General features: G+C 35.5%; 7 protein-coding genes and 2 pseudogenes. 5 read left to right on the top strand and 4 right to left on the bottom strand.

Annotated elements, in window-relative coordinates; genetic code table 11:
• The first annotated feature begins 156 nt into the window (after nucleotides 1–156).
• Nucleotides 157–2,901, top strand: a complete 2,745-nt coding sequence (locus VIO64_RS11390; RefSeq protein ID WP_331918227.1) for a PAS domain-containing sensor histidine kinase — start codon at nucleotides 157–159, stop codon at nucleotides 2,899–2,901.
• 104 nt (nucleotides 2,902–3,005) lie between these two features.
• Here the strand turns inward: VIO64_RS11390 and VIO64_RS11385 are convergent.
• The 4 genes and pseudogenes from VIO64_RS11385 to VIO64_RS11375 all read right to left on the bottom strand — a co-directional run.
• Nucleotides 3,006–4,628, bottom strand: a pseudogene (locus VIO64_RS11385) (glycoside hydrolase family 9 protein); the annotation flags it as partial.
• Between the two features lie 114 nt (nucleotides 4,629–4,742).
• A pseudogene (locus tag VIO64_RS23100) lies at nucleotides 4,743–5,240 on the bottom strand (carboxypeptidase regulatory-like domain-containing protein); the annotation flags it as partial.
• A 293-nt stretch (nucleotides 5,241–5,533) separates the two neighbouring features.
• Nucleotides 5,534–7,063, bottom strand: a complete 1,530-nt coding sequence (locus VIO64_RS11380; protein WP_331918223.1) for a radical SAM/SPASM domain-containing protein — start codon at nucleotides 7,061–7,063, stop codon at nucleotides 5,534–5,536.
• 65 nt (nucleotides 7,064–7,128) lie between these two features.
• Nucleotides 7,129–7,368, bottom strand: coding sequence for a hypothetical protein (locus tag VIO64_RS11375; protein ID WP_331918221.1), 240 nt, complete (start codon nucleotides 7,366–7,368; stop codon nucleotides 7,129–7,131).
• A 613-nt stretch (nucleotides 7,369–7,981) separates the two neighbouring features.
• On the opposite strand from VIO64_RS11375, the gene VIO64_RS11370 reads away from it, so the two are divergent.
• The 4 genes from VIO64_RS11370 to VIO64_RS11355 all read left to right on the top strand — a co-directional run bounded on the left by VIO64_RS11370 (nucleotide 7,982) and on the right by VIO64_RS11355 (nucleotide 13,389).
• Complete coding sequence (locus VIO64_RS11370; protein WP_331918219.1) at nucleotides 7,982–8,788, top strand: hypothetical protein; 807 nt, start codon at nucleotides 7,982–7,984, stop codon at nucleotides 8,786–8,788.
• A 22-nt stretch (nucleotides 8,789–8,810) separates the two neighbouring features.
• A complete protein-coding gene (locus tag VIO64_RS11365; protein ID WP_331918217.1) occupies nucleotides 8,811–10,373 on the top strand; it encodes an HD domain-containing protein in 1,563 nt (520 codons plus the stop codon).
• 12 nt (nucleotides 10,374–10,385) lie between these two features.
• Complete coding sequence (locus VIO64_RS11360) at nucleotides 10,386–12,605, top strand: RNA degradosome polyphosphate kinase (protein WP_331918215.1); 2,220 nt, start codon at nucleotides 10,386–10,388, stop codon at nucleotides 12,603–12,605.
• Between the two features lie 175 nt (nucleotides 12,606–12,780).
• Complete coding sequence (locus tag VIO64_RS11355) at nucleotides 12,781–13,389, top strand: hypothetical protein (RefSeq protein WP_331918213.1); 609 nt, start codon at nucleotides 12,781–12,783, stop codon at nucleotides 13,387–13,389.
• The last annotated feature ends 178 nt before the right edge of the window (nucleotides 13,390–13,567 follow it).

The raw sequence follows: 13,567 nt of genomic DNA, 5'->3' as shown, positions 1-13,567 counted from the left end.
TTTTCGATGTGTGGCATATTATAGTGTATTCTGCACAACAATTATTATATAAAATTTATGGATTTTTTATCTAAATTAAAGTAAAATACTACTTATTACCACAATAGTGGTTCAAAGTTATATATAGATCATTTATAAAGTATTGGAGGCTTAAATGTGATCAGTAGTTTTGATACAGATAATTTAAACACGACACCTTACATTTTGATACGTGAAAATGAGGCTATCGATGTAAGTAATTCGTTCCTTCAGTTATCTGGATATTCTAAAGCAGATATATTAAATAAGAGTATTCAACACATTTGGGAATACTTGCTAAGAGCAAATGTAGATATTGGTAAAATTATGAACACATCTATGAACTCTTATATATTTACTAAAAATTTTGATCCTAGGGAAGTAGATATCATCATACAATCAATCAATAACGAAAAATTAATTACCATAATTGAAAAGCCTCATACTAGAATTGAAGAAAAGTTCTCTTACATAGAATATCTACATAAATCAGGTGTTGCAATTTATTCCGCTCAGGATTTAATACTACTTAAAGCTAACAAGACATTTATTGAATTTCTCGGTGAACCCTGCAATAAAGAAAGCTGTATTGGAAAAAGGGCAGAAGAATTTTTTGTGTATTTTAAAGGTAGTTTTATGGAAAATATTCTATCATCTCTTATTAGTACGGGTAAACCGTTTTATGCCGATGAATTAAAGAATGATAAGTGTGAAAAAGGGGTTACATATTGGGATTTTTCTATTGTGCCAATGTATGATTGTGGAAAAATAAAGTATTTCATAGTCAACTCTATTAATGTGACTGAAAGGGTTGTAAATAGAATATCTATTCAAGAAAAAAATAGAATATTAAAGCGTAAAGAGCAGCAATTAAAGCTTATAACTGAAAATATGAACGATGCTTTATTAATAATCAATAAGGATGGAAATTATGAATATTACAATAAGCACGCAAAAAAAACAGCACTTGAATTAGGTATTAAAGGTCCTGGCGGTAAAATTGCATTGAATTCCATATACTACGACCAAAGCGGCATTGAGATCACAGAAGATAATATTCCAAGCACTAGAATACTTCAGGGTGAGGAAATTCAAAATGTTGTGATTAGAGTGGAAAGGCCTAATTTTACTACATATTTCAACTTGAACGGCAGCCCCATTTATGGTGCTGATAGAGAAATTATTTCAGCAATATTATGTTTAAGAAATATTACTGAAAAATATAAGCACGAACAGGAAATAAGGGATAAAAAGGAAATGCTTGAGACTGTTTTTGAAACAATATCCGATTCTCTTATAGTTTCTGATAAAGCAGGGAACATTCTTGCCACAAATCCTGTAGCTGATTATATAGCAAAGGATATCCTCAGTATACCTCCTGATAATGGAAATCTGGAACATCAATTTGGTACCATTCAGTATCTGAATTTAGAGCATAAACCCATTCCTTTAGATGAAATGCCCCATAAGCGATCATCCAGGGGTGAAAAAATCAACAATTTCAAGTATATCATAAAGCACAAGGACTTAGAATTATATGTTGATGCCAATGCTACACCTATTTTTGATAAAAACGGAAATTTTGTAATGTCGATCTTATGCTGTAGGAACATTACAGATTTGGTTAATAAGGAACGGGAGATTATAAAGCAAAAAGAGCAGTTGGAAGCCACTATTGAAAACATGAACGATGCTATTATCATTTTTGACAAGGCCGGCAGTGTTATCAGAGCCAATGCAGAAGCACGCAGGCTATATCCTCATATTTGTGTTAATTCCAAAGTCGAATATATTCATAGTGATATAAAATGTTTTGATATGTATAATAACCCCATAGCTATGGAAAACTTACCCTCAATCCGAGTGGTTAGAGGTGAAAGAATTTGCAACGAAAGGTTGATTATCAGACACCCTGATAGAAGTGTAATAATTGAGGTTAATGCTGTACCTGTATTTGACAAAGACAATAATCTGGTATCAGCAGTTGTGTCTCAGCATGATATCACTCAAATGGTAGAATATGAAGAAAAACTAAGAAATCAGAATGCACAGTTATTAAAAGCTGAGCGTGAAAAGAACGAGATACTGAGGAATGTAATAGAAATGAAAGATGAGTTTTTAACAACAATTACTCATGAATTTAAAACGCCCCTTAGCGTGATTCATGCTGCAGTTCAGATTATAAATGATCTTTATAGCAAAGAATTACCAGATAAGGTCAAAAAGCACATCCAAAGAATTCGTCTTAATTCTTTCAGGCAGATAAGACTTGTAAATAACCTACTTGATATAACCAAGTATTATGCAGGGCACGTAAAGGTACATAGCCAGAATATAGACATTGTATTTATAACTCAGGCAATAACCCAATCAGTAAAAGCTTTTGCAAATCAGAAGGAAATTAACCTTGAATTTACTTCTGATATAGGTTATAAGGAAATTGCAATAGATGGTGAAAAATATGAAAGGATTTTACTAAATCTATTATCAAATGCAATAAAATTTACCCCAAAAGGCAAATCAGTCTATGTTCAAGTAACTTGTAACGAGAATAATATTTTTGTAATTGTAAAAGATGAAGGTGTTGGCATACCACCAAATAAAATGGATGTAATATTTGAACGCTTTGGGCAGGTTGACAGCTCATTGACAAGACAGGCTGAAGGCACAGGTATTGGACTGTATCTGGTAAAATCCCTTATAAATGTTATGGGAGGTACTATATCTGTAGATAGTAAAATACATGAGGGAAGTACTTTTACATTATCACTTCCTATAGAGACCAAAATAAAAGCAGAAAGCATACCAACCCTAAAGAAACAAACAAACGATCGGATAACTCATTCAGTAGCAATTGAGTTCTCCGATATTTATATTGGCTAAAAATGTTAATACGTTAAATTAAAAGGCTGTTGGTGATTGTCCAACAGCCTTCTAATTTATTAAGTCAACATCAATGATGCAAAATTGTAAGAATTATACTTCAATTACTTTGTGAAGCCTGCAAGTGCATAAATCAAAGCTGTACTCCAGTTTATTGCAATTTCGTTTGTATAGTAATCATCCTGTGTATCAGTCCATTGTCTGTCTGTATGCCTACCGCCTACAAGACATCCTGGCCATGGATCTTTTATATTATCTCCGCCAGACCTTCTATCATGAGGATTCATTGGAGGATTAACACCCATACCGGTTACATATGAACGTCCGTATTGGTTCCTGCCAAATAAGTGCCCGATAGCATCTAGTGCTGTGTTTATATAGTCTTTATTAGGGGACAGAATGTTTGCAACCTGAAGAAGCATCGTCTGCCTTGCAACACTTCCGTTGCATCCCCAATAGTATGCAGTTCCAAGAGGTCTTCCAAATCCATGGGAATTTCTTGTTGTTACTGCGGTATTTGCCTGTGATATAAGGGCGTCTTTTATTGTATTGTATAAGGCTTGATCCTTCCCTGTTCTTGTTGATAACAGGTATTTGTACATCGCCAGGTTTTTAACATTCCCCCAGTCAAAATCAAAATCAACCTTTTTGGTTTGATTCTTTGCCCTGTTTTCAAAGTCGGTAAGGTAGACACTGTCTCCTGTAGTATCCCACATTTCTACTGAAGCCCATAACCTGTCATCGTCATCCGTTGTATCGTATCCTCCTGTTGTGTAGCCGCTCTGATCAGGGTTTGTGTTTGAAGGGTTTGCCTTAAGGAAATCATAGCTCTTTTTAGCGGCCTGCAAGCATTTATCTGCATAAGCCGAATCATAAGGCTTGAATATTCGTGCTGCAGCAGCCATCATTGCAACAAAATCAGCTGTTGCAGGACTGCCCCATGGTGTAAAAAACCTTTCGGTGTTTTCCTGCTCGGGAGGTATAAACCCTCCGAAACCCTTTGTTGTAAGCTTATGACTAACTTTTCCGCTGTTGTCGGGATACTGCATTTTAAGAAGCCAGTCTGTCTCAAATTTAATTTCATCAAGGAAATCAGGCATTGTATTGGAGTTTTCCGGCATGACTAGCTTCATGTTCTTTATTTTGTCTCCAAACTGTTCCCAGGCAAGAATCATAGAGCCAACCGATATACCTGCATTAACAACATATTTGTTGTAATCGCCTGCATCATGCCATCCGCCTACACCATCCTTCTTTCCTGAGCCTATCTTTGGATCAAGGGTACCGTCATTAGTGTGGCAGGCGTTATGTGAAAATGTCTGACCGTTAAAAGTAGCTGATACGCTGGTTCCGCATCTCATCAGGTATAATCCCGTCATTACATCTTTAAAAGGATTATTATAAAGGTCTTCAGCTATCTTAAAGTCAACGCTTTTTCCTATACTTGGTATAGCAAGATAATAAGTACCTGGATCAGTTACTCCGGAAAAATCTGCAATCCATACCTGCTGTTTAGAATCACTGTCGGTCATAGGCTTTGCAGTGCCGGCAAACACCGTGGAACCGCCTGTTTTAACTATGTAGAAATTTGAAGTGGAAACTGTAATAGTAGCTATCTTCTCCTGGTCAGGCAGGTATCCTATTGAATTAATACGAATATTGCTGTTTACCTGTAAGTTGCCAGGTATGGTTACCTGAGGTAAAGTAGGCTTGGGTGTGCTTGTAGGAGTATTTGTAGGGGTGTTTGTTGGCGTGTTTGAAGGCTGAGTAGGCAATAACTCAGGAGTTAAGGCCGGATAGTCTGCACTTGTTTTGTTAAATCTTGTTGCGATGAATATAACCTCCTGCATATTTATAGAGCCATCATTGTCAATATCGCAGTTAGGGTTGTATTTGACATCGCCGCTTCTTGCATTAAAGGCTTTGGAAATCTCGATAACATCCGACATATTTACACTGTCATCCTGATTAAAGTCACCTGCCCATAATATAGCAGCATTTGCTTGTGTAGAAACTCTTATATCCGAGTTTACGTTTAAGGAAGCATTTCTTTTTAAAAAGCCGGGTTTGGATATTTTCATAGTGTATGAACCGCTTGGAATACCAGTTATTTCAAAATAACCGTTTTGATCGGTTGCCGCCCAATAGCCTGACCCAAGCTCAACTTTTATTCCTTGAAGAACAGAAACGGTAGAGGAAACATCAGTTTTAACATAGCCAAAAATCTTAAAACCAGCCGCTGCCTCAATAACAGACGATGAGAATACAGTTGGCAAAACAAGTATTACTGCTAATAACAGCGATATTAGCGATTTTCTCTTTTCCTTAAAAATATTCATTTACACTTATACCTCCTAATTTTATGTTTTTTCTATTTTTATCTTGCGGAACAAAAAAATATTTCGCCTCCCTTCATTTGATTTTATATTCCTAAAAATGGATAATAAAGATATCTACAGAAAAAACTTAGAAAAATGCATTAAATAGAGAATATATAATAGGATTATCCGCAAGTAAAATTACAATAAAAGTGTAATGTTATAAACTATACTTTATTATATAATACAATTTTATTGTAACTTATTCAATATGCATATATGGGCATAAATAAAAAAGAAATTTTATGTATCACTCATGCTAATAACATTTTATAAAAATCATCAGTTTCATCCCTGAAACTTTGGGATATGCTTCTCCCTTTATCAAGAATACTTATGGCATCATCTATTCTCCCGTTTTCATAAAGCAGTACCGCTAGATCATGATAGGGGTCTAAAAAGCTTTCAGCTCCGAATTCGATGGATTTCTTCAAGTATGATATACCCTCTTCTACATCGCCAAGTTTTGCTATAGATAATCCATAACCTTTCAGTGCATATGGATCTGTGGGGGAAATAGAAAGAAGCTTTTCATTAGAATTTTTTGCATCGATATAATTTCCCAGCATGAATGATGCGAACCCATAAAGAGCCAGTGCCTCACAATTGTTATTGTCTGCCTCTATTACCTTTTCAAGGACTATTCCAGCCAATTGGAAGCTATTATTTTTTATAAAAGTTCTAGATTTATCAAGGAGCAGCCGGGAATCAGATACTCTGTTTAAATGCTCTTCTGCTCTTTTTACTGCATTATTATACGAGCAATAGCGGTTTTCGCCATAGACAGATCCATCCATTGTAAGCCTTGTATTTGCACATCCACCCAAACATCTGCTGCCGTTTATGCACTTTGAACATAATCCTTTAAGCTTGTCCTTGGTGAGTTCTCTGTTCCATGCGAAAAGTTTATCGTTATTCCATATATCAATTATTGAAGTTTCTTTTACATTACCTTCAATAAATTCCTTACTTCTTATAGAAGTGCATCCGACAACATCTCCGTTATGGAGAATTCCAAAATTATGTTTACCCGCACCGCATCCAACCCATCCATATTCACCATCATTTCCAGATTGTGCTTTTCTTACTTCAATTTCTTTATTGTTGAAGTAACCTATGCAATCTGCAAGTTGGATTTCTATACCGCCTTTTTTACAGGAGTTATACGCAAATTCAATTACCCTGTCAATGTGTTCCGGACTCGAGACCAGTTCATTGTTGTGTGCCATATTGCCCATAGGCAGTCCAAGCTGAATCTGCCATCCAAAAAGATTCTTTTTGGATAAAATGCCGTGCATTTCTTCAAGCTCGTTAATGTTAAAGCTATTGATGGTAGTTATTACAGAACAGTTAATTCCTGCACCGGTAATAATGTCAAAGGATTTCATGATCTTATCAAAGGAACCTTTTTTTCTAATATGGTCGTGTGTCTTTTGTAGGCCGTCAAGGCTTATTGCTATTGTATTGATTCCGGCACTTTTTGCTTTTTTGATTATTTCGTCATCCATAAGCCAGCCGTTGGTAATCATATTTGGGATTATTCCGTTTTCACTCAGTCTTGATGCAATTATATTCCAATCCTCCCTAGTCGTCGGTTCTCCTCCCGAAAGGGTTATCCATTTTAGACCTAATAACTTCATCTCGTCACACAGCTTAAGTGCTTCTTGTGTGATAAGCTCACCTTCAAGAGCATTTTCACAGGATGAACCGCAGTGCTTACACCTTAAGTTGCAGCCCATGGTAATCTCCCATACTGCAGTAATAGGATTGTATAAATTACTCATAAACTTCCTCCAATTTTAAAAATCATATTTTTATATAATGGCTGGAAAATGCTTTTGTTTATGTACTAATAAGGCTTAATTCCATATTTCATAATAGGAATAATACCATATTTTAGAGTCGGCGGTATTATACCGTATTTTGTAATGGGTGGTTTAATACCATATTTCATCATTGGTGGAATTCCATACTTTTCTATAGTTACAGGCGAAGTTATATTCTCGCTTGCAGCTGTATCAAAGCCTCCAACCATTTCCATTAGTTCTTCATCTGTTAATTGGGTTTTTGGTGTGCTCTCTTTATCCACTGTTTTACCCTCCTGAGAATTTTTATAATTTTTATTGTCTAGCAGATTCCAGCCATATTTACATATTTTTATATAGTTACTCAATAATCTTGGCACTATACCATTAAATGTAATTAACGGGTATTAACACCATTATATAATTATTCATTGCCAATATCAATTGAAATAACAACTAAATGTTTAGTATCTTTTGATTTTCTTAGTGCATTTTTCACGGCAAAAGCATGAATGAATGAAAAGAGTAATGAGATTACAGCAATACCAGAGCTTTTAGACTTATTGTGCATAAAAGGAGCTATTGTTACAATGGTAACCCTGCCAAAATACAAATGCTGAAATGGCATTTTAGAAAGCTCTCTTTGAGAGTATTGGTAGGAGGTGGGTTCATGCTTTTACCGTATGGACGAAATTCAGCTTTCTTGAAAATTGTGTCTTATTTTGTTATAATATCTAGTGCTAAATAAAAAGTATGAAAGACTATACTAAAGTGATTATTTTTTTTAGCATACATGACGATATTAAGATCAAAATCACTTGTGATTTTGAAGCCTTGGTTGTTGTCATGAGAAATTCCTTTTAAGGAGGGGGCAAGGTACAAAACCTTGAAATAATTATGAATTCTGAAAATTTTACTAATGAGCCTTCCAGTGGTGAAGAGCAATATAGCAGCTTTGAAAAGCAATATTTTGACGGCAGCAGATACACCATTTCAAAAGGCAGTTCCTTTGATGATTTTGAAACCGAGTATAGAAATTTTTGTTTAGAGACCTATACTGAGTCTGATGAGGATATAATAAACAAGTATAAATATGCAAAATCCCAGACGCAGAAAAAGAAAAGAAAACTGATCCCCGTTATATTTTTTATATTGGCAACTGCAGGTATTGCATTAATGTCAGTGTATTCCTTCATTTTTATATCGAATATATTAAATAATAAAGATACCTACAACGAAAAAATAACTATTGAAGGACAAAAGAAAGAAGACACTGAGATCAAATTTCAACTTACTGCTACAAAAGAATGGGAAAAAGCCGACCTTTCCTCTAACGAGGATGCAAGCCTTATTTTGTCGGGTAAGAATAGAAATAAAGGCTATCTTGTTATATGTGAGGGTAAAGATGAATTAGGTGATGATGTTACTCTGGAAGATTATTTTGATGCTGTAAAAAGTGAAAATACTGAGTTGGAAGCAGGAATCGAAGAAGAAAGCATTAAAGACATAACATTAATATCCGGATATGAAGCAAAACAATTAAAGGTTAACATAAATCATAACGACCAAGATTTAAAATATATCATAACCCTATTAGAAACGGATAAGAGCTTTTACCAGCTAATTGGCTGGACCATGGAAAACATTTATGATGAGTCGGAAAAAGATTTTGTAGAAATGACCGAAAGTTTTATGGAATTATAGAAAAAATGAAAGGTGTATTTTTATGGTTCGAAAAATTGAAGTTGTTGCAGCACTTGATGTAGGTTCAAATCTTGTTCGTATGACTATAGCTCAAATTGGTGCCGATGGTGAAATCGACATTCTCGAAGATGTAGAAAAAAACACCAACCTTGGAAGAGATTCTTTTTCATACGGCAAAATCCAGAATGAAACCATAATGGAGCTTTGTGAAATATTAAAAGGCTATACAAAGCTTATGAGGGACTATAGGATCAAAAACTACATGGTCGTTGGAACAAGTGCAATTAGAGAAGCAAAAAACAGGGATTATCTTTTAGATCAGGTGAAGCTTCAAACAGGCGTTAGCATTGAGGTTATCAATAATGCCAAAGAACGTTATTACATGTATAAAGCACTAAGGGATTATCTTTTAAACACCAAGTTTATAAATAAAAAGGATTCCCTTATCGTAGATATTAGATCCGGAGGCGTTGAGGTATCTGTATATTCAGATAACAAGCTCAAATTTACAGAATACTTGAAAATAGGCTCATTGCGGCTTCGGGAGGTTTTAGCGGATCTGCAGAAAAGGTCCCTGCATTTTTCCAGTGTGCTTCAGGAATATATTAAGAGTGAAGTTGACTTTTTGAAATCAATTATTAAGGGTGCCCGAATAGATAACTTTATAGGTTTGGGCGGAGAACTTAAAACTATCCTTAAACTTTGCGAAATGGAAATTGTGAAGGAAGAAAACCTTCCAGACAGCATAAGGACTATAGGAAGGGATACCTTCGAAAAGCTCTTTGACAAAATAAACCATCTTACAACCGAGCAAATTGAAGAAAAGTTCAAACTGCAGAAAAATCAGGCTGAAATTTTACTCCCTTCCATGGTACTTTTTAGAAGTTTCTTACATATGACTGAATCTGACGGAATATATGCACCCTTTTTATCCTTAAGAAACGGTATACTTGCTGATATTGCCGATCAATGGCATGAAACCCCAAGAAAGAAAAAAATAATAGACGATATTATAAGTCTGGTCTGGAATATAGGTAAGAAATACTTTATTGATGAACATCACAGTGCATATATAGAAAAAACAGCTCTTTCTATATTTGACCAGACACAAAGATTTCACAATCTGGGGAGCCGCGAAAGGTTTTGTTTCAGGGTTTCTGCTATTTTGCACGACATAGGAAAATATATTAATTATAACAGCCATGATATCCATTCTTACAACATAATCCAGTATCAAGATATTATGGGTTTTTCAGATAGAGAAGTAAACCTTATTGCAAATATTGTAAGGTACCACGAGGAAGATCTCCCTGACACTACCCATAAGCAATATTCAGATCTTAACGAAATTGACAGGCTGACTGTTTCAAAGCTGGCAGCTATTTTAAGGCTTTCCGAGGCCTTGGACGTATCACACAAGCAGAAAATAACTGCCTTCGAAATAACAGTTAACAAAAACGAGTTATTATTCAAGGTGACATCCAAAGAAGACATAATGCTTGAACAATGGAGTTTTTCACAGGTATCGGGATTTTTTGAAGATGTAATGGGAGTTAGACCAAAAATAATTCTAAAAAGGATTTAGGAGTGTTTAGTGATGAAGTCTCAGGACAAGAACAATTTAAATAAGCCCATTAAGAATTCAGGTAAAATGGAGGACAAAGCACAGGATAAAACTGAAATCAAGAACAAAACACAAAACAAAACGCAAAACAAAATACAAAGCAAAAGTAAAGCACAGGATAAAACTAAAGCTAAGTCTCATGAAAAAAATGTGTTTATTAACAGAGAATTAAGCTGGCTTGAGTTTAATGGAAGAGTTTTGGAAGAGGCTTGTGACCTTAAAAATAATCCTGTTATTGAAAGGATGAAATTTTTATCCATTGTAAGCTCCAATCTTGATGAGTTTTTCATGGTCAGGGTTGCTTCCCTTATGGATCAGTATCTTGCCGGTATAAACAGCCGCGACTTTTCAGGTCTGACGCCTGAGGAGCAGCTCACCAAAATTGTAGAGAAGATACATTCAATGGTTAAACAACAATATGATTGCTACAATAAATCTCTTATCCCTGCTTTGAAAAATGAAAAAATAATCCTCAAAAAGCTTAATGAGCTTGACAAGAGACAGTATAAGTTTATTGAAGATTATTATTTTAATACTGTATACCCGGTTCTGACCCCGATGGTTGTAGACAGGAGCAGGCCTTTCCCTCTTGTGCTCAATAAAAGCCTCAATATAGCTCTGATATTGGAAAACGATGATGAGGAGGAGCCCATATTCGGAATGGTACAAGTGCCTTCTGTACTTGACAGACTTATTAAAGTTCCTTCAGATGAATCGGGCAACGAATGCTTTGTTTTCCTTGAGGATGTTATTGAGAAATATATAGATAAGCTTTTTACAGGATACAATAAGTTTACACTGACACAATTTAGAATAACCAGAAACACAGACCAGGCATTGGACGAGGAAGATGCTGAAGACCTTTTGCAGGCTATTGAAGAATATATTAAGAAAAGAAAATGGGGAATGGTAATTAGGCTCGAGGTTAAGAAAAAAACCGATCCAAGACTCTTGAAAATTCTCATGGAAGAATTTGAAATAAAAGAACAGGGCGTTTTTTATATAAACGGTCCTCTTGATCTTACTTACCTTATGAAATTAAGCTCAATCCCGGGCTATGACAATTTAAAATATCCTTCCTTTACCCCAAGGGTATTGGAAGAATTAACGGATATCGAAGACATTTTTGATGTAATAAGCAAAAAGGACATTTTGCTGCACCACCCCTATGACTCCTTTGATCCTGTTGTACGGTTGGTAAAAGAGGCTGCAGAGGATCCTAAAGTCCTGGCTATTAAGCAGACCCTTTATAGAGTTAGCGGTAATTCACCCATTGTTGAGGCACTTATTAATGCTGCGGAAAATGGAAAGCAGGTTACCGTATTGGTTGAACTTAAGGCAAGATTTGATGAGCAAAACAATATCCAATGGGCAAAACGGCTTGAAATGGCTGGATGTCAGGTTATTTACGGGCTTGTTGGATTGAAGACCCACTGTAAGGTGCTCCTTATTATAAGAATGGAGCAGGATGGTGTGAAGCGTTATGTTCATTTTGGCACAGGAAATTATAATGATGTGACGGCAAAGTTCTATACTGATCTAGGACTCTTTTCCTCCAATCCGTACTTTGGTGCTGATGCATCAGCACTCTTTAATATGCTGTCAGGTTACTCCAAACTTCCTAACCTACATAAGTTATACATATCACCAACAGGGATAAGGGCAAAATTTGTCAGCCTCATTGATAATGAAATAACAAATGCAAAAGAAGGCAAGAAAGCACAAATAATAGCAAAGGTAAACTCTCTTGTTGACGAAGGCATAATTAGAAAGCTCTACGAGGCATCCTGTGCAGGTGTGAAGATTGACCTCATAGTCAGGGGAATTTGCTGCTTGAAACCGGGTGTTGAGGGAATAAGCGAAAACATAACAGTCCGAAGCATTGTAGGCAGATACCTTGAACACAGCAGAATTTTCTATTTTCATAACGGCGGTGATGAAAAAATATACCTGGCCAGTGCCGACTGGATGACGCGAAACCTTGACAGAAGAGTGGAGCTTTTGTTCCCTGTAGAAGAAAGCGAAACATTCATGAGGATTAAGGAGATTATTGAAGTCTATTTAAAGGACAATGTAAAGGCAAGAATCTTGTCAAGCAGCGGCAGCTACACTCGAAATCACGGTAAAAGGAGAAAATTGATCAACAGCCAGGAATACCTTTATAAGGATCCCAAGGACAAAATCACGAAGTGATTTATAGGCTGCATTAGCGAAAAACTTTTCGCTAATGCAGCAATATTTTTTTGCATGGACGTAATCATTACAGATATAGGATGTTGTACGAAATCAGACGATTGCCGGGCCATCCATGGCCCGGGTTTTTAGAGATTGTCTCTGGAGTTTTTTTAGATTTGAGGTGAGGATCTATTTGCGAGTAGTAACATGGAATTGCAATGGTGCATTTAGAAAAAAATTCAGTGCTGTTAAAAATTTAAATGCTGATATATTTATTATTCAAGAATGTGAGGACCCAAAAACAGTAAATGATGAAGGATATAGTAAGTTTGCGAGCAATTATTTATGGGTTGGATACAAAAATAAAGGCTTGGGTATATTTGTAAAAGAGGGAGTTGTATTAAAGAATTGTGAATGGGAGTCGTATGGATTAGAATGGTTTATTTCATGTACCATTAATGACAATTTGAACCTAATTGGTATATGGGCATGTGGGAACTATATAGAAGATATATATGTCTATTTAAAGATACATTTCAAAAAATTGGAAGCACTGAAAAATCTATTAATATGTGGTGATTTTAACAGTAATAGTTGTTGGGATAAAGGACATAAGATTAGAACACATTCAGCAGTAGTAAAAGATTTAGAAAGTTTTAATTTGCATAGTTGTTATCATTGTAAAGAAAATGAATTTCAAGGTATGGAATCAAACCCTACTTTTTATTTACACAAAAGAGAAGATAAATCATATCATATTGACTATTCAGACTTTTTTGGACAGTCTTCAATTAACCCGTGAAAAGCTACTCAATGATACTGCTAGTTAATTTTGTGGGGTCTAGCCCGTCTGGCAATGAAGACGAGCCCTCAGGGCGGTGGGGGTGGTTTAAAAGAATATCAAGTTTGGTACCAACTTAGATATAAATGAAACCCCCGATCAAGGATCAGGGGATAACTCTAAAATTTAATATTTCCCA

This window comes from Pseudobacteroides sp. (assembly GCF_036567765.1).
Lineage (GTDB): Bacteria > Bacillota > Clostridia > Acetivibrionales > DSM-2933 > Pseudobacteroides.
This window is presented reverse-complemented; position numbering and strand designations above follow the sequence as displayed.